This window comes from Paenibacillus sp. GM2 (assembly GCF_900069005.2).
Lineage (GTDB): Bacteria > Bacillota > Bacilli > Paenibacillales > Paenibacillaceae > Fontibacillus.
Genome location: NZ_LN831278.1, coordinates 332,436 through 351,152 on the forward strand (window position 1 = coordinate 332,436; position 18,717 = coordinate 351,152).

At 46.5% G+C, this 18,717-nt stretch carries 13 protein-coding genes; 10 read left to right on the forward strand and 3 right to left on the reverse strand.

All coding sequences use genetic code 11. The features are described from left to right. Positions 1 to 47: 47 nt before the first annotated feature. A complete protein-coding gene (locus BN1360_RS08215; protein WP_068779386.1) occupies positions 48 to 1,757 on the forward strand; it encodes a glycoside hydrolase family 13 protein in 1,710 nt (569 codons plus the stop codon). Here BN1360_RS08215 and BN1360_RS08220 read toward each other — a convergent pair. Continuing rightward, positions 1,731 to 2,384 (reverse strand): pentapeptide repeat-containing protein, encoded by a 654-nt coding sequence (locus BN1360_RS08220; protein WP_068779387.1) that lies wholly within the window; start codon positions 2,382 to 2,384, stop codon positions 1,731 to 1,733. The two genes, BN1360_RS08215 and BN1360_RS08220, sit on opposite strands and share 27 nt — an antisense overlap. A 224-nt stretch (positions 2,385 to 2,608) precedes the next feature. Between BN1360_RS08220 and BN1360_RS08225 the strand changes: the two genes are divergently transcribed. Both BN1360_RS08225 and BN1360_RS08230 read left to right on the forward strand, forming a co-directional pair. Further along, entirely contained in the window at positions 2,609 to 5,143 is a 2,535-nt protein-coding gene (locus BN1360_RS08225) for a beta-mannosidase (RefSeq protein ID WP_068779388.1), read from the forward strand. 206 nt (positions 5,144 to 5,349) lie between these two features. Further along, complete coding sequence (locus BN1360_RS08230) at positions 5,350 to 7,263, forward strand: LTA synthase family protein (RefSeq protein WP_068779389.1); 1,914 nt, start codon at positions 5,350 to 5,352, stop codon at positions 7,261 to 7,263. 86 nt (positions 7,264 to 7,349) lie between these two features. Here BN1360_RS08230 and BN1360_RS08235 read toward each other — a convergent pair whose 3' ends face one another. Continuing rightward, positions 7,350 to 7,784, reverse strand: coding sequence for a hypothetical protein (locus BN1360_RS08235; RefSeq protein WP_068779390.1), 435 nt, complete (start codon positions 7,782 to 7,784; stop codon positions 7,350 to 7,352). A gap of 277 nt (positions 7,785 to 8,061) precedes the next feature. On the opposite strand from BN1360_RS08235, the gene BN1360_RS08240 reads away from it, so the two are divergent. The 7 genes from BN1360_RS08240 to BN1360_RS08270 all read left to right on the forward strand — a co-directional run bounded on the left by BN1360_RS08240 (position 8,062) and on the right by BN1360_RS08270 (position 16,539). Continuing rightward, a complete protein-coding gene (locus BN1360_RS08240) occupies positions 8,062 to 11,499 on the forward strand; it encodes a copper amine oxidase N-terminal domain-containing protein (RefSeq protein WP_082789979.1) in 3,438 nt (1,145 codons plus the stop codon). Positions 11,500 to 11,717: 218 nt separating this feature from the next. Further along, positions 11,718 to 12,716 carry a glycosyltransferase gene (locus tag BN1360_RS08245; RefSeq protein ID WP_068779391.1) on the forward strand — a complete coding sequence of 333 codons (999 nt, stop codon included), beginning with the start codon at positions 11,718 to 11,720 and terminating at the stop codon, positions 12,714 to 12,716. Between the two features lie 218 nt (positions 12,717 to 12,934). Continuing rightward, a complete protein-coding gene (locus BN1360_RS08250; protein WP_068779392.1) occupies positions 12,935 to 13,840 on the forward strand; it encodes a polysaccharide deacetylase family protein in 906 nt (301 codons plus the stop codon). Between the two features lie 187 nt (positions 13,841 to 14,027). Continuing rightward, positions 14,028 to 14,369: a PadR family transcriptional regulator gene (locus BN1360_RS08255; protein ID WP_068779393.1), complete on the forward strand. Its 342-nt coding sequence runs from the start codon at positions 14,028 to 14,030 to the stop codon at positions 14,367 to 14,369. Further along, positions 14,356 to 14,973: a DUF2812 domain-containing protein gene (locus tag BN1360_RS08260; protein WP_068779394.1), complete on the forward strand. Its 618-nt coding sequence runs from the start codon at positions 14,356 to 14,358 to the stop codon at positions 14,971 to 14,973. The genes BN1360_RS08255 and BN1360_RS08260 overlap by 14 nt, the downstream gene beginning before the upstream one ends. 193 nt (positions 14,974 to 15,166) lie before the next feature. Then, the gene (locus tag BN1360_RS08265; protein ID WP_068779395.1) at positions 15,167 to 15,691 is read left to right on the forward strand and encodes a sigma-70 family RNA polymerase sigma factor; all 525 of its coding nucleotides are present in this window, start codon (positions 15,167 to 15,169) and stop codon (positions 15,689 to 15,691) included. Next, positions 15,688 to 16,539 carry a DUF4179 domain-containing protein gene (locus tag BN1360_RS08270; RefSeq protein ID WP_068779396.1) on the forward strand — a complete coding sequence of 284 codons (852 nt, stop codon included), beginning with the start codon at positions 15,688 to 15,690 and terminating at the stop codon, positions 16,537 to 16,539. Before BN1360_RS08265 ends, BN1360_RS08270 begins: the two co-directional genes overlap by 4 nt. A gap of 99 nt (positions 16,540 to 16,638) precedes the next feature. On the opposite strand, the gene BN1360_RS08275 is transcribed toward BN1360_RS08270, so the two are convergent. Beyond that, positions 16,639 to 18,375, reverse strand: a complete 1,737-nt coding sequence (locus tag BN1360_RS08275) for a putative bifunctional diguanylate cyclase/phosphodiesterase (protein ID WP_068779397.1) — start codon at positions 18,373 to 18,375, stop codon at positions 16,639 to 16,641. Positions 18,376 to 18,717: the final 342 nt, after the last annotated feature.

An 18,717-nucleotide genomic window follows, 5' to 3' on the forward strand; every position in this document is an offset into this window, starting at 1 on the left:
TCTACATTAATATTATCGGCTAATGTTTGCAATTATGGAGGCACGAAATGCAAAAAGTATGGTGGAAAGAGGCTGTGGCCTACCAAATCTATCCTCGCAGCTTTAAGGATTCCAATGAAGACGGTATCGGCGATCTGCAAGGGGTTATTTCCAAACTCGATTATTTGGAGGATCTCGGAATTAATGTCATCTGGATTTGCCCTATATATAAATCTCCGAATGATGATAATGGTTATGATATTAGTGATTATTACGATATTTTGGATGAGTTCGGGACGATGGATGATTTCGATGAGCTGCTGGAGGAGTGCCATCGAAGGGGCATCAGGCTTATTATGGATCTGGTCCTGAATCATACATCGGATGAGCATCCCTGGTTCATAGAATCCCGTTCTTCTCGGGATAACCCTAAACGGAATTATTATATTTGGAGCGATGGCAAGGTCGGGGCAGAACCGAATAACTGGGAATCGATGTTTAATGGGTCTGCATGGGAATACGATGGGCTTACGGAGCAATATTACTTGCATCTGTATTCTGTAAAGCAGCCTGATCTTAATATGGAAAATCCGCTGGTGCGACAGGAATTAACCTCTATGATTCGCTGGTGGCTGGATAAGGGGATCGACGGCTTTCGAGTAGATGCGATCACACATATCAAGAAGCTGCCGGGGCTGCCGGACATGCCGAATCCCAGGCATTTGCGTTATGTTGATGCGATGGTTGGTCATCGTAATGTGGAAGGAATTCATGAATTTCTGCAGCAATTCAAGCGGAAGGCCTTCGCTGATTACGATATTATGACGGTTGGAGAAGCAAGCGGAACGCCAATCTCGGAGGCGGATAAGTGGATTGGCGAGAAGAATGGCGCATTCAATATGATCTTTCAATTCGAGCATGTCAGTCTTGATTTTGGAGCGGAGGGACGCTGGGATTGCGGACCGTGGAGTCTAGCTAAGCTGAAGCAGATCATGCAGAAGTGGCAAATTGGCCTGGATGGGGTCGGCTGGAATGCTCTATATTTGGAGAATCATGATCAACCTCGCAGCGTGTCCCGGTTTGGCGATCCCGTTAAGTACCACAAGGAATCTGCCAAAATGCTGGCCACCTTCTACATGTTGATGCAGGGTACTCCTTTTATTTATCAAGGGCAGGAAATCGGCATGACCAATGTTCATTTTCATAACCTGAACGAGTATAGGGATGTAGAGATATATAACTTCTACCGCGAGCGGTTGATGGATGGTCAGGATATTGAAGAGACCATGCGCAGGATTCGATATCGGGCGCGTGACAATGCGAGAACGCCGATGCAGTGGAGGGATTCCCCGCATGGCGGATTTTCCGGTGTGGTCCCCTGGATTCGCGTCAATCCTGACTACCATTGCATTAATGTGGAGCAGCAGTTGACAGATCCTGATTCTATCCTGAATTACTATAAAAAAATAATCGCTTTGCGTAAATCAAGCGAAACGCTGATATACGGCAAATACGGCAGCTATATGGATAAGCATCCGGAGATATTCGCATACACTCGCTCTCTGGGAGATGAGATATATTTGATCGTCCTTAATTTCTACGGAAACAATCCGGAATTCAATATACCGCAGGAACTGGGCGCATATCAGCGAGATATCGTTCTATCCAATTATGAACAGGACAACAGGCGTCTGAATGATAGCTTTGTGATGAGACCTTACGAGGCACTCGTCTACAAGTTGGACCCGCAGTCATTCCTTAATGACGAGGCCGAATAAATTGGCAAACACATAGGCTTGTTCACGGGTAATGATACAGCCACGCAGATTTTCCACATTAACGCCCAGTCCGTTAAAGGAGCAATCACTCAGATCGATTCCATTCAAGTCGATGTCGGAGAGTTGAGCTTGATCGATATCCGCTTGGTAAAATTGTATTTTCTGCCATTTGGAATAGCCGAAGTCGGCCTTGCGTAAGAAGCTTTCTTGTATAAGGACTTGCTTCATATTGGAGAATCTGAAATTTGCGTAATCCGCCATACAATGGTCGAATAGGACATTTCTCAATGTTGCATCTGCCAGGTTCATGCCCATCATTTTGCAATCTCTGAATTCGGTCCGATGGATGATGGCGCCGCTAAAGTCTATATTCGACAAATCGCATTTCTCAAAGATGACATCCGTTAGTTCGATACCGGTTAATGAGGTGTTGGAAAATAGTACATTTTTAAATTTCACCTTATCAAAAGTTGCCTTGTTAGCCTCCTGATCCTCTATTACACCATCTTGGACCCGTCCTATTTCATAATTGTCGTTGGAATGGATTCCAGAGAGCTCTAATAGAGCGAGTTCATCCGGAGCTATTCTGGGCGATTCAATCTTTAAAGTTTTACTCTTCTTGTTCACTGGTGCAGTCTCCTAACTATAGTAATCATAAAAGAAAATCAGCGTTCTTCTATATTCGATATAGGCTTGCAGATACCTTTGCCTCTGCCAGTTTTATTATATATCGAACTGCTGATTATAGTTATTTCGTTTGTTTTGTTGTATAAATATAATAACAAATATATAACAAATTGCTTCCGTTAGATAACAAACGAATTAATTACGTTTACTTCATGGAGGGAAATATGAACCAGCAGATTGTCTTGAGCAACTGGAAATTCAAAGCATGCGATGAAGAGGAGTGGCGGCAGGCCAAGGTGCCGGGGACGGTACATACAGATTTGCTGCGGCATGGCATTATTAATGATCCATTCTATGGGGTCAATGAACACGAATTGCAGTGGATCGACAAGAAGGATTGGGAATACGAAGCAACGATAAGGCTGTCCGAGTCATGGGTCGGGATGGGGCAGCTGGAGCTTGTATTTGAAGGGTTGGATACTTACGCCGATGTTTATGTAAACGGGCAGCCTATCCTGTTCGCCGATAATATGTTCCGCGCTTGGCGGGTTGATGTGAAGGATTATGTTCATGCTGGCGATAACCAGGTCAGAGTTGTATTTCATTCTCCGATCACCAGAGATCAGGGTTCATTGCATAAGCTGGGCATGGAGATGCCGGCTCCCAATGATCAATCTCAGCTAGGTGGATTGGAGGATCATAAGCTCAGTGTGTTCGCAAGGAAGGCTCCGTATCATTACGGATGGGATTGGGGGCCTCGCTTCGTAACTTGTGGAATTTGGCGCGAGGTTAGATTAGAAGGCTGGTCGGCGCCGAAGATCACCGAGCTCTATATCTGTCAGAATCAAATAACTGCACAAGTAGCTGATCTAACGGCTGAGATAGAGATTCATAGTCCCGTTGACTGGACAGGGAGGCTGCAAGTCTCCTCTAACGGTACAGTATGGGCCAGAGAAGTGACGCTCATATCCGGTTCGCAGGTCATTAAGCTGGATATGCAGATCAGCAAGCCCGATCTATGGTGGTGCCGAGGTCTTGGCCAACCTTCCATGTATACTTTTAAGGCGGAGCTTCTGGAGCAGGATCGTCTTATGTCTGCGAAGCAGGTTAAGACGGGGCTGCGGACGATTCGCCTTGTGCGCGAACGCGATCAGGCAGGAGCCTCTTTTTATTTCGAACTGAATGGTATTCCCGTGTTTGCGAAGGGGGCCAACCATATTCCCAATGACAGCTTCATTCCGGAAATAACGAATGAACGCTATCGTCATGAGATTGCAACGGCCGCAGCCAGCCATATGAATATGCTGCGTGTCTGGGGCGGCGGATTTTATGAAGAGGATCTATTTTATGAGCTGTGTGATGAATACGGTTTGCTTGTCTGGCAGGATTTCATGTTCGCTTGCAGCATGTATCCGGGGGATGAGTCCTTCCTGCATAACATCTCTATGGAAGCAGAATACAATATCCGGCGCCTGCGCAACCATCCTTGCATTGCTCTATGGTGCGGGAATAATGAGATTGATTCAGCCTGGGCTCAATATATTGAAGAGAGCGGTTGGGGCTGGAAGCAGCATTATGACAGGAACCAGCGTGAGAAGCTATGGACGAGCTATGAAGCCCTATTTCATCGTATACTGCCGGAGACGGTATCCCGTTTGGCCCACAACATCGCCTATTGGCCGTCCTCTCCGCTCCGCAGCTTGAGTCGGGATGAGAATCAGCATGCCAATACATTATCCGGTGAAGGGGATATCCATTACTGGGGAGTATGGCATTCAGTAGAACCGTTTGACAATTACAACCGTTATATAGGCCGATTTATGAGTGAGTATGGGTTTCAATCTTTTCCCGAGCTTAAATCCGTTCTTAGTTACGCTCCGGAGGAGCAGCTTGAACTGGAATCGGACGTTATGCTTGCCCATCAGAAGAACAGCAGCGGCAACCGGCTGATCAAGGAGTATGTGGAGCAGTATCTGCCTGATCCGAAGGACTTCAAATCTTTTCTCTACATGAGTCAGATTTTACAGGCTCAAGCGATTAAGACGGCGATTGAAGCTCATCGCAGAAATAAGCCTTACTGCATGGGGACGTTGTATTGGCAGATGAATGATTGCTGGCCTGTCGCCTCCTGGGCGGGAATGGATTATTATGGACGCTGGAAGGCGCTGCAATATGAGGTACAGAGAAGCTATCGCGATATTATACTGTCCGTATTGGAAGCGCCAGAAGGAGAAATTGCGATCTATGCGGTAAATGATCTCAGAGATCAGATATCGGCCAGATTGCGGCTGCAGTTGTTCGATTTTTATGGAAGGGTGTTGTATGAAAATGATGAGGCCGTTGCATTGGAGCCGGATTCCTCCGTACAGATCAAATCCATGGCGAGAGAGTCGCTGCTTCAGTCGAGTGACCCACAGCAGGTTGTTCTGTCGATTCGTCTGGAGAGGGAGCATGAACTGCTGGCGAGCAATCTATTTTATTTTGCCGGATTCAGGGATATTGAACTGTCGCAGCCACTCATTACGATATGTGAAGTTCCGGGGACCAATGGAACCTCCTTCACTCTGGAGAGCGATTCGTTGGCCAGGCAGGTATGGCTATCCGCACAGGAAGAGGGAATCTTCTCAGACAATTTCTTCGACTTGATCCCTGGGGTGCCAATAACCGTACAATTTTATCGACGCAGTAATCAAGAGAGGCCATTTATTGAGGGGGTTCCGGGCCACGTTACAGTGATGTCTATGGCAGACTTTATTTAAGCAGCACCAGCGGAGGTATTCCATCCTTAGCTTCTAAATCACGCAGTGGAATAATGCATAAACTTATGTGAGGGGCTGAATAGTTCAGCCTCTTTTTTTATTCCCGACTTTGGAGGCGGTATTTGCCATTCGGTTCAAGTTAGATAATCTTGCTCATTGCTGTTATAATGTTGACTTGACCAATACTAGAAAGAGATGAAATGAGGATGGAAAATTACCGAATTATGAACCGCTGGAAATTTGCTGCTACGTTCCTGCTCATATTGTTAAAAATCGGCCTGATGCGTTATTTCTTCTATAATGGAGTTCATCTGGGGGGACTGCCTGCCGAGGCGCTGTCTGCATTGGCTCTTCTTTGTCTTGTTGACTTATTGTTCCCTATTAAGAGAAAAGGGATCGTATATACTAGCTTTAATTTCATATTTTCCCTTATGCTGTTCGCAGCTACTTTATATTTCGCCCACTTCGGGACGATTCCTACCTATGCTGTGTTAGGTGAATTGAATCAGGTTCCGCAGATTCGGGGCAGTGTCAACGCGCTGCTGCGGCCGGAGCAGTTTTTGTATTTTGTTGATTTTGCGTTGTTATTGATCGTGTATATCGTTCGCAAGATAGTCTCCAATCGCCGGAGTCGCAGACTCCACTTCTCTATGGAGCGTCGTGATTCAGGCGGCAGAAACCGCGGCTGGATCATTGGGGTAGCTGCCGGATTAGTCCTCTGTGTCGGTACATCGGTGTTATATGTTCGTACCGGCAAAGATATCGATAACGAATTAGTCCGGGGCGAGAAGATCGGATTCTTGAACTATCAGATCGATGCTGCTCTCCGTAATCAGAAAGAGGAGAGAATGATCCAGGAGGGGAATCTGGAGGAGACAACTGGCGAGATTCACGCTTTGCAGAACACGTATCCCTACCGTGATCAGAAGGCATCGGGGACTCCCCAATACTTTGGTGCGGCCAAAGGAAAGAATCTGATTGTCATTCAGATGGAGTCTTTTCAGAATTTCCCGATTCAGCTGAAGGTTGGTGATCAGGAAGTAACACCGGTACTGAATGGACTCGCTAAGGAAGGGATCTATTTCCCTTACGTCTATCAGCAGATCGGACAAGGCAATACATCGGATGCGGAGTTCATGTCGAATACCTCGATTTATCCAACAGCGGCCGTAGCGATGTCTACAGGGTATGGGAACCGCGAATTGCCAAGTCTGCCCCGGTTGCTGCAGAAGCATGGTTATGTGGCAAATACGTTCCATATCAATGACGTAACATTCTGGGACCGGAACAAATTATATCCGGCGCTTCATTTTGATAAGTATTACGACAAGCCTTATTACGAAAATGATCATTTTAACGATTTTGGCGCTTCGGATGAGGAGATGTATCGGGTAGGCGTAGAGAAGCTGAAGGAGATTCATAACGAAGGCAAGCCATTTTATGCTCAATTCGTGACGACATCCAGTCATTCTCCTTTTATTGTCCCTGAAGACAAGAGACGGATTCAGCTTCCGGCAGATATCGAAGGAACGAATCTGGGAAATTATATTACGGCGATGAATTATACGGATTACGCAATAGGACAGTTGATAGACCAGTTAAAAGAGGCTGGCATGTGGGACGACACGATGCTCGTTATCTATGGGGACCACTTCGGAGTGCAGCCGAGTGATACGAGCGCTGGCGAGATTGAGCAGAAGCTGGGCATCGCTTATGATGATCGGGTGAGCCGGTTCAATATTCCGCTCATTATGCATATTCCCGGACAGCAGCCAGGTATCCGTTCAGAGCGTGTTGGCGGTCAGGTCGACATTATGCCCACAGCATTGAATTTGCTGGGCATCTCTTTACAGGATGAGGGTTTTACCGCGTTAGGCCAAGATTTGCTTAATATTGACCGCAATGTCATCGGTATGCGATATTATTTGCCGACCGGTTCTTTCTTCAATGACGATATCATGTTCGTTCCGGGTCAAGGCTTTGATGATGGCTCCGCTGTCTCGCTCAAGACGCTTAAACCAGTCGCCGATTTCTCGAAGTATCGCAGTGACTACGAATATATTATGAAGCTGATGGGTTTGTCCGATCAGTATGTGAAGCTGCTGCCCAAGAGGGGATAATTGTACAATCCTCCTCTGACCAGCATACTATTCCACACACAAGCCCCGCAGGCTTCTGCGGGGCTTGTGTAATAGACAAATTCAAATTAGAATATATGGTACTTCTTGGCAACGCTTTCGCTTATAATCGCGACAAGCTCCTGTGACTGCTGTTGATAAGCCTCTATAGAGATATGGCCATCGACCAACCTCTGATCCAGCTGTTCTTGCAGCTGGGATACCTGCAGGCGGATGACCGACTCTATATCCTTCTGATTGGATAGGGCGATGTCGGCAAGAGAGTTGCCTACTGCCAGTGCTTCGTATAATCCATCTGTATGATCCTCGCTATTAGTTATACCTATTGCATCAATAAGGGGGTCGCTTTTCTTCTGTTTGGAGTTGCTATTATTCTGGTCAGCTTGCTTGGCTGGAATCAGAGCCAGCGCTTTGGCTGCTGCAGCAGTTTGTCCCGATAGGCCTGAACCCAATGTAATAAAGCAAGCCATCGTCCCTACTATAACGATTCGTTTTATAATCATAGAAATGTAATCCTCTCCAATTTCGTTCTACTAGAGGTGTTCTTGTACTAAGAATAATACGTCGGGGAAGAGCGGAAGGTTTCATTTATTATTTTAATTGCAAAAAGACATAATTAGCGCGCCAAATCAGGCCGAATAGTTTCAAGGTTGTACCTGCTCGGTTAAATTTTCTTTACAAGGGAAAAAGAAGAAACTTTTATGCCTGTTGCTGCGTTAAATTAGACGATGATAATTATCATGCCGGATGAACTGAAGGGCATGAGGGAGGGTGGAATTTTTGAAGAAGATATGGACTATGCTGCTTGCAGCAATACTTGTTGTACCGTTATTGCTGCAGCCAGCGACCGCACAAGCGGCCAAGGCCATTACGATTTATGTGGATGGGGTTCAATTGAAGACCGATGTACCACCGGTAATGGTTCAAGGACGTGTGATGCTGCCGCTTAGAGCAATTTTTGAGGCATTGGATGCAAGAGTGTATTGGAATCAAAAGAGTCAAACCGTTACAGGGATTAAAGGAGATACAACGATCGTCCTCAAGATTAAATCGAAGGTAGCTACCATTAATGATCAGACTGTTACGCTTGACGTGCCAGCGCAGACATTGAGAGGCAGAACGATGGTGCCGGTCCGCTTCGTTAGTGAAGCGCTTGGTCAGGATGTAGGCTGGAACTCCAAGGATCAGATCGTATCTATTAAGTCTGACACTCCGAGCAATAACAGTATTTCTCCAGTAAGCTATGTATCTGTACGGGATGTGGGTAATCAGGGAGATGGCCGTGACCTGGAGATTAGCTTCTCCAAATCGTCTACGGAGTCACTGGTTGATCATTACCGCGTCCTGGTTGTGAAGGCTTCAAAAAGCTTCAATCTGGCGTCTGCTCTGAATGTCTCCGCTTCGAATTATACGACGGTGTCGACTGCAAATTCGGATCGTGCGGTGGCTTTGTCACAGAGTTCACGCGATGTAGACGGAGACTACATTAGAAATGACCAGCCTTATGTGGTTTATGTGCTTGCGGTTGGAAAAGGTTCCTATGCCAGCGTGTTATCAAATCCTTCCCCGAAGATTACTCTAGTGAATATGTCTTCGGTTGCGGAAGTAACCAATGTGAAGATAAGCGATATTAGCGATTTCGGCGATGGACGCGATGTCTCGGTTAGCTTCACTCGTCCGCAAAATGACAGCAATATTTCCAATTACCGTGTGTTTATCGTCAAGACTAAAGATGCTAACAATTTCAGTCTTACTACGGCAAATAATTTATCCAGCAGCTATTATACGACAGTATATAAATCGGGGAGCAACGGCAGCACGATGACAGGCACGCTGTCTTCCTCGGCACGTGATACCTCCGGCGATTACATTAAGAACGGCGTTCCTTACACCGCGTTCGTGCTGTCTGTGAGCAACAGCAATTCCGCCGTTAATAAGCTGTCTTCAGCTTCATCATCGGTAACACTTAATCCGAATACCGTGTCGACGCCAGTTGTTACTCAAGTGGATGATGTTAATGACTATGGGGACGGACGCGACCTCCGGGTGGGCTTCAACAAAGTATCGGATGAGTCGAATATTAGCGCCTACCGCATCTTTGTTGTAAGAGCCAACAACTATTCCAACTTCACATTAACGAAGGCGAATAGCCTGTCCAGCTCCTATTACACGCAAGTGAACAAGACGGGGTACAATATTACCCAGATTCTCTCATCCGGAGCCCGGGATACAGATGGGTATAACATTCAAAATGGAGTCAGCTATCGCGTATTTGTTATGGCTGTAGCTAAGAACTCAGGGAATAACGTGTTATCGTCCGCTTCCAATGCAATTACCCTGTACAGCAACAATGTAGGTACAGTATCGAATCTTTACGCCAGTGATGTGAATGATTATGGAGACGGTCGTGATCTCTACGTTTCATTCAACAAGGCATCCGATGAGTCCAATATTAGTCACTATCGGATCATGGTTGTCCCAACTGCGAATTACAGCAGCTTCAGTCTGTCGGATGCGAATAACGTATCCAGCTCTTATTATACGCAGGTGAACAAGACGGGGAATTACACTTATGGGCAGGCGCTCTCATCATCTGCCCGCGATGTGCGCGGCAATTACATCAGGGAAGGCGTCAGCTACCGTATTTATGTTCTCTCCGTAGGTTATGGCAATTATTCCGGCAGCAATGCGCTGTCCTCGCCATCGTCCACGATTACACTTGGCAAGAATTACAATGTGCAAGCTGTATCTAACCTGACTGTCGCTGATGTGAATGATTATGGGGATGGCAGAGATCTGCAGGTATCTTTCACGAAGCCTTCCGATGAATCGAATATCAATCAATATCGAATTCTGGTTGTACCTACTTCTTATTACAGTAGCTTCAGCCTGTCGCAAGCCAATAGCAGTTCTTATTACACCATTGAGGGCAGAGGCGGGAATAGAACGGTAACAAGGACCCTTGATGGGGCCAGGGATGTGCGCGGTAATTATGTTACTGAAGGAACTAACTACCGCATCTATGTATTGACTGTTGCAAACGGAAATTCCTCCAATGCTAACGTATTGTCCTCAGCTTCATCCGTAATTGCGCTTGCTAAGAATAAAGCGGTTCAAGCGGTGAGCAATGTCAGAGCAAGCGATGTTGGTGATTATGGAGATGGCCGGGATTTGCAGGTAACATTCACGAAGGCTTCCGACGAATCGAATATTGGTAATTATCGGATTCTGGTTGTTCCTGCGTCAAAAGCGAACGGCTTTGATGTGAATGCCGCCACTAAAGCTTCTTATTATATTGATGTAACTAAAGGTCAGTATAGTCTGAACTTGAGAAATGGCGATAGGGATACGGACGGAAATCCAATTGCAAATGATAAAGAATATCGGGTGTACGTATTATCAATAGGTACGGGAAGCTCTAAGGGGATGTATAACTTGTCCGCTCCTTCCGATATTACTAAATTGGTTAATAATGCAAAAGTTGATACAGTAGGACAGCTAAAGCTGGATGTTAAAGGAAATAAAAACAGCTATAGTGATATTGAGGTCAGTTTTAAGAAAGTTAAGGATGATCTAACTGTAGTACAAGAGTATAGAGTGTTTCTAATTCCAGAGGGTTGGGCTGATACTTTCAATCAACAGAGTGCCGAAAGCATTAAAAATGAAACTTGGTACTCCATAATTAAACCCAATAATAATGATGTTGTGCAAACCTTGATGACTCCAAAAGATGCCTCTGGAAATACTATTGAAATCGGAACTTCTTATGTTGCTAAAGTACTAACTGTAGCGAAGACAGGAGTCACAGCATTGTCAGCAAAATCTAACGCGGTATCCCTCTTGCCAAATCCGGATGATGTTGCTGTAGATTCAGCTACGATTACAGATGCTTCCACGACCGTTGATGGAATCACAGTCACAGTTAAAACGCCGGATAAGAAGGCGTATATCGATAGTTACGAGATATATGCAGTGCCGAGCAATATAACGGATTTTAATCTAAACAACCTTAACTCGGTTAATCCGTCTACGACAGTTCCTAAAGAATTTACAGGTGGAGCTATTAAGATTAATGTGACGACACCTGGTTCTTACAGGCTCTATGTTCTTTCGAAACCGGATGGTAAAAATGCTAAAAAGGCAGCTTTATCCTCATCGTTTCAAATAGACGTAGCCACTCCTACTGCTCCAACTCAAGAGCCTAACCCTCAACCTTAAGAGATAGGCTAAAATAATTTCTTCACAAAGGGGACTCCTCAATGGTGCTTCATGGGCCATAAGAAGGAGTCCCTTCTTGTTGTACATAACACAGATTCAGTTATTCCAAAGCTGATTCTATGTATAAACGGCATAGACTGGCATACGGCAATCAAGTAGTTGTACAATAAAGAGACAGGCTATAGCAGCAAAATTTAGGATAAGGTGGACATGGATTCATGAAGAAAGTCGGTTTAGTGATGCGCAAAATTCAATTTGCGGAGGCGCAGGGACCCAGGGTATTCGCCGAAAGGCTGCGAAATATCGCCCAACAGCTGGGAGTCGAGATCGTCTTTATTTCTCCTGAGCGGCATGTCAGCGGCCATGATTGGATTCCGGGCTATGAGCATGAGAAGGGCGATCTGGTCAATTACGATATTGTGCTCGATCAGATTTACGCAGAGCGCATCGAGCATGTGATCTATACGGTATCCGGGTTCACCTTCCTGAAGATGTTCCTGAAGAATAGTGTGCTGTTTCCGCATAGCTTCCCTGATCCAGCCCTAACTGGATATGAGATGATGAAGCCCTTCTATAGCATCGTTGACAAGGCGGTTGTACAGACAGACTTTCTGAAGCGCCAGCTGGATACGGTATTTGGCGTTAGCGATGTGGATGTGATTCCCATCGGCTTTAGTGAGGAATTAGCCCATCGGTATTACGACCCGAACGCTGTCGTTGCTAATCGCGTATTATGGATCGGCCGGGATGAAGAGAATCGTCGCCCCGATCTTGTGCTGGAATATGCCAGACAGAATCCGGATAAAGAGGTTTATATGGTATTCGGCGGGATGCGCTACAAGGAAAGTATGAAGAAATACGATATTCCACACAATGTGAAGCTTAAATTTGCTCTGACCCAGGCGGAAGTATTCGAACTGATGAATTCGGCCAAGGTGTATTGGAGCTGTTCCCGATTTGATACGTTTGCGATGCCGTTAACCGAGGCGCTGGCGATGGGAAAGATGGTGGTCAAACCTGAGCACCCTTGCTATGATCACATTAGCTCGCGGCATGCCTTTGCCGGCAACGAGCAGAACTGGTTTGAGCTGGTTAATATGGCGACGGCTCTGCCATTGCAGACTTCCGTACATAATCGAGAGTACGCTTTTGGTAAATTTTCCTCTACAGTGATGAAGCAAGGGTATGAGAAGTTTTTTGATCAGTGGTTGAGGTAGGTACAACAAATCATTTGAGGAATAAGCGAAATCATCCGAATTGAGGAAATTGGGAAAAGGTTATTTCATATGTATAGAGTAGCCCTGTTTGCAGGGATGGTCAGAGATACGCAGTAGGCACTCTCGGGTGAATCACCCGAAAGAGTGATTCTTATTTTGTAAGCGCTATAATTTATAATTTTGGAATGATGAGGTTATGGGCGGGAGGAGAATGCAGGATGAGTTTGAATCACAGCTTGGGGTACGAAGATGATGCAAAGTTGTTAATTGTAAATGCGGATGATTACGGGATGTGTCATTCGGAGAATCTGGCAGTTCAGCGGCTGTTCCAGGAGGAGGTCATCTCTTCATCGACGATTATGATGCCCTGTGGATGGGCGAAGGAGGCTGCGGTCTGGAGCGCAAATCATAGTGAGTATGATGTCGGGGTGCACTTGACCTTTACCAGCGAATGGAGTGGTTATAAATGGGGGCCTGTGACAAGAAATGGCGATGTAAGATCCCTGGTCACGAAGGAAGGGTACTTTCCGACGGACTGCAAAACGTTTGAAGAGCAGGCAGAACCGGAGCAGGTACGCCTGGAAATCGTCAATCAAATTGAAGCTGCGCTGGCGATGGGCGTCCATCCGACGCATCTTGATAATCATATGGGCAGCCTGTATGGATTGGCGACCGGCAAGCAATTCCTGGATGTTGTCTTTGAAATTTGCGCCTGGTACGGGCTTCCCTTCCGCATGCCAAGAGCGCTTCCGAATATGGAGAAAGTGCCTTCCGAGGCGATAGAAGTGGCAAATCAGGTTACGGCTCTGGCCGATCGGATGGGCGTCGTAATTCTGGACCATTTGATTGGTCTGCCCTTCGGGAAATTACCGGGGGAGACATATGATAGCTATAAACAGAGCATGATTGAAGTGCTGCGGAATTTGCAGCCCGGGGTATCGGAAATTCTGATTCACCCGGCAATTGCGAGCGAGGAGCTTAAGGCGGTCCACCACGAGTGGGAGAAGCGGCAATGGGATTATGAGCTGTTCCGGGACCCGGAAGTCCAGCAGGTGATTGAAGAGCAGGGAATTGTTCGGGCCTCATGGAGTGCATTGCAGAAGGTGCAGAGGCAAGGGAAGTAAATCGGGAAGCAGCAGGGCTGTCACGGTGGGTCGTCAAGACTACACGGGATAGCCCTCTTTTTAGTGTGAACACAGTCATTGTTAGAAAAGCTAATTTTATTTCTTGCATTATACAGTCAAACTGTATATAGTGTAACTATACAGTTATACGATATATAGCGATACTGAATAAGGAGGGCAACAAAATATGAGACGGGATAAAAATTTACCGCTGACAGAGACGGTTTATTATATACTGCTGGCTTTGCTTGAGCCGGCCCATGGATATTTAATTATTCAGAAGGTGGATGAGCTGAGCGCCGGTCAGGTACATATGGCAGCCGGAACATTATATGGGGCGGTGGACAATCTGCTGAAGCAGAAGCTGATCCAACCCGTACGCAGCGAGGATAGCCGCCGCAAGGTCTATGTTATTACCGAACTAGGCCGCGATATTCTGCTTCAGGATTATGCCCGCATGCGTCATATGATTGAGATGACAGGGATGATTATGGATAGGGAAAGGGGGGAGCAATATGAAGAAATATAAGTTTTTTACCGATTTTGACCGTGAAGAGAAGTGGCTGAACGAGATGGCTCATTCAGGATATCAGCTCGTGAATAAAGCCTATAGCTATGAATTCGTGCTAGGATCCCCCGAGGATGCCAACTACCGGATTGATTATCGCACCTTTAAGAATAGACAAGATTTCGAGGATTATCGGATGTTATTTGAGGACAGTGGCTGGAAGCATATCGCTGGGACGAAGAGCTCGGGAGCTCAATATTTCAAGCAAGTGATGGACCAAGGAGACGAAGATATATTCTCGGATGTGGACTCCAAAGCGGCGCGCTACAAACGGCTTTCGGAAATGTGGCTGTCACTGGCTGGCTGCTTCATTCCTTTGCTAGCAGTGTTAATATCCACGGGTGCGATTAACATCACTGCTTTTGTTAAGCCTAAGCTTCTCTACTATACGCCGGGACTTTGGGAGCTGAGCGGGGCGCATTTCTGGAGAGCATTTCTATTCGAGACACCATTCGCCCTTCTCCGCGGCTTTAGTTGGGTGATTCTACCGATATTTATTCTGGTATATGTGATTTTCGCTTATAAAGCAAAGAAACAATATGAGAAGACGCAGCAAGGACATTAAGGCCTATCCTTATAAGAACTGGAGCCTCCCGGAGAACGAATATCAATTCTATGGGGGGCCTTTTTTGTATCTTTTCAGCGCGTACAGAAAAAAATGAAAGAAATTTTGAAACTTTTTCTGTGCCTTCATAGTCTAACGAGCACATTAGCAAGCCAAGCTTGTAACAAGCAAAGGATTTGCGAACCAACTGGGGGTGAACCAACTGAATAAAGAAACAGCACAAATGACGGAGCAACAGTTCAGCGAACGGGTCGGAGCGTGCAAGGAGAAGCTGTATCGCTTTGCCTACTGTTATGTGAAGAATGAGCAGGAGGCGCTGGAGATCGTCTCAGAGGCGACCTATAAGGCTTATCTCGCGTACAGAAGATTGGATAATTCGCAGTATTTTGAGACCTGGATCAGTCGAATTGTCATTAACTGCGCTATGGACCATATGAGACGGCACAAGAAATATACTTATATGGAAGACAGCGTAGTGGAATTCTCCGCCAAGGAGGACCCGGTTCCATTGGAGGACAGATGGGATCTTTATGAGGCGCTGGATCGTCTTAAGCCGGAGGATAAGGCCTTTATTATTTTGAAATATTTTGAAGATCAGCGGTTCAAGGATATGGCCGAGGTTTTGTCGATGCCGGAGAGCACGGTGAAGACGAGACTCTATCGGATCCTGGATAAGCTGAAGAGACAATTAATCAAGGAAGAGGTAGATGCGCTATGACTGGAAAAGAACGCTATGAAAATATAGAAATTCCATCCCAGCTCTCTGACGTTATAGAAAAGGCGACACAGCGCGGGCGGGCTCACCAAAGAAACCGAAGAATGATTCGTGGAACATCCACGCTTGTTGCAGCATGCGCTGCGTTGATGATCGCCGTTAATGTACCCGGTGTAGCTATGGCCTTATCCGATGTGCCCGTTGTAGGATCGATCGTCAAGGTTCTGCAGGTTGGAGGCGGAGGAGAGCGTACGGATGGGGCCAAGGTAAGCACCTCCGTTCAAGAGAATGCGCTGGATATCCACTTCACCGTCGATGGAGAGCAAACCGCAAGCGTACCGGCATATACGGTGGACTACAAGGAGGCGCCGAATCGGTTAATCTTTAACTTCAACGGCGTGCGTGACCTGGACTTGCAGAGATTGGAGCAGGATATTCGTTCTCTCTCCAATGTGAAGGACGTATATACCAATGTGGTTCTCGATGACTCTGCAATCCGCTTCGTCGTTGAGCTTAAGGATCATATCGATTACTCTGTGTCCGAGTACAAGGAGCCTGGTTATATTCAATTGAAGCTATTTGGTGCTGCCAAGCAGGCAGAGCCTCACGAAGTATTCTATGTTCGCAGCCAGGAGATGGAGCAGGGTGAATCGCTTGGTATGCTGGATGAGCAGTATGCTCAGGATGGAAGTTCGGTCATCAAGACGAAGAGCGGTAAGTTCGTGCTGGCGATCGGCGGCTTTGCATCCCGGGCCGAGGCCGAGGAGAAGCTTCATCAATTGTCTGAACGCGAGGATTACTATGAGACGCTGCAAGTAGACAGCTGGATGAGCAATGAGAACCCGCAATAATATTGCTAGTGAAGCCGTCTGATAAATTAAGAGAGAGCTGAAGGGGATACCCTCAGCTCTCTTTGCTTTCAATTAAGCCACGCTTCGTGCAGCGCGGCGTTATTTTAGAGACAACGTTTCTTTATATAGCAAGGCTTCTAACTTTTCCTTGCTTAATGGCGGACTATAATAGTAACCCTGTATTTGATCACAGCCATGAGCCTGGAGAAACTTGAGCTGTTCTTCCGTCTCGACCCCTTCAGCGAGCACCGTTAAACCCAGCGATTTGCCAAGCTGAATTATGGATAGGAGCAGAGCCGTATCTCTCGGATCCTCTGGAGTTTGCGTGATGAAGGTTCGATCGATCTTAAGCACCTGGAGGGGCAGTTCTTTTAAGTAATAGATCGAGGAATAACCTGTACCGAAGTCGTCGATGGATAGTGATATCCCCCGTTCCTTCAGGTAGTCCAGCTTATTCTTGATAATTACCGGATCATTCAGAATCGACTCGGTAACTTCCAGCTCGAGGTACTGCGGGTCTAATCCGGTCTGCTCCAGCGCGGCCTCTACGATATGTACAAATCTGGGATGCCGAAATTGAATCGCCGAGACATTAACAGAGATCGGCAACTTCGGATAGCCGGCTTCCTGCCAGGCTTTGTTCGTTCGACAGGCTTCACGCAGTACCCATTCTCCAAGCTGTACAATAAACCCGGTGTCTTCTGCCACAGGGATGAAGGCAGAGGGCAGGATTCGCCCGTGATCAGAGTCATTCCAACGAATAAGAGCTTCATAGCCGGTCAAAACCAGGCTGGATGAATCGACTTTGGGCTGGTAATATAACTCAAATTCACCGTTCTCCAAGGCTTCCGGTAATTTTTTCTCGATTTTAACTCTCTCCAGCAGCTTATCCATCAAGTAATAATCAAAGTAATGCGGTTCCTGTACCGAAGCCAGCTTCGCTTCCTTCATCGCTAACTCCGCATGCTTCAACAGCTGGGTTACATCGGTTCCGTCATCCGGGAAGAGGCTGATCCCCATGCCGAATCCGACATGAATTTTCTCCCCATTGACGAGATAGGAATGTCTAAGCGCCTCGCATAGCTCGCAGGCCATTTTATGTATTTGCAACGGATCAGACAGGCAGGATAACAGGATGATGAACTCATCGGCGAAGCTGCGGCATATCGGTGTTCCTTCCGGAAAGGTAGCGCGCATGCGATCCCCGACTCCCTTGAGCAGTTCATTGCCGGCACGCTCTCCATAGCTCTCATTTATGTAACGAAAGCGATTCAGGTTTACTCTAAGCACGGCCGCTGTCTTCTGCTCAGCCTTGGTCTGCTCCAGGCTGGCTTTCATCACCGTACTGAACCGGCTCATCGTCAGCAGATCGGTGACAGAGTCAAAATATGTAAGCTGACGAATTCTCTGTTTGGAGGCATTGCGATCTTCGATTTCCTCCGTTACATCGAACTGCAAGCCGATAAAATAGATTAATTCTCCATCGGGATTCAAAATCGGGCTTATAATAAACTGATTCCAGAACGTGGATCCGTCCTTGCGGTAGTTCTTAATCGTTACCGTATCCGCCCGGCCTTCCTTGATCGCTTGTCGGATCACTCCCAGATGACGCTTGTCTGTCTCATCCCCCTGCAGAAAGCGGGAGTTGCGCATAAGTACTTCTTCGCGTTTGTATCCAGTAATCTTCTCAAATCCCTGGTTGACATATACTAAGGGATTGTCCTTAAGCCTAGGGTCCGTAATAGCTATCCCAACACCCATCATATCGATGGATCGCAGCAGGGCCGAGGAATTGATAATTGACTCAATATGCGTATATTCTGACGCTTGGTCCATACTAATACCCCCTAACAGACCGTAATGAAATATGTATGAAGAACCAATTTCATAGTATGAATCGCATTGGTTAAATAATCAGGATGGTCTTGAAATTGACTCTTTCGGACGATGTTCGGTTGGGAGCACCTCTCTTCCACATCATACATGCTGGACCGAAAGGAAATCAATGGCAGAGCTGATCATTCCCCAGCGAAATTATGTATTGTCTAAGATGATATTACCATATTCGGAGCCATACGTAGTTCGATTGTTCTGAACAGTTTGTAAATGTAGTAGATAAGTACTAGTTCCCAGAGGAACACAAAAAAGCGATTTCGCGCATTCAGCGTGAAACCGCAG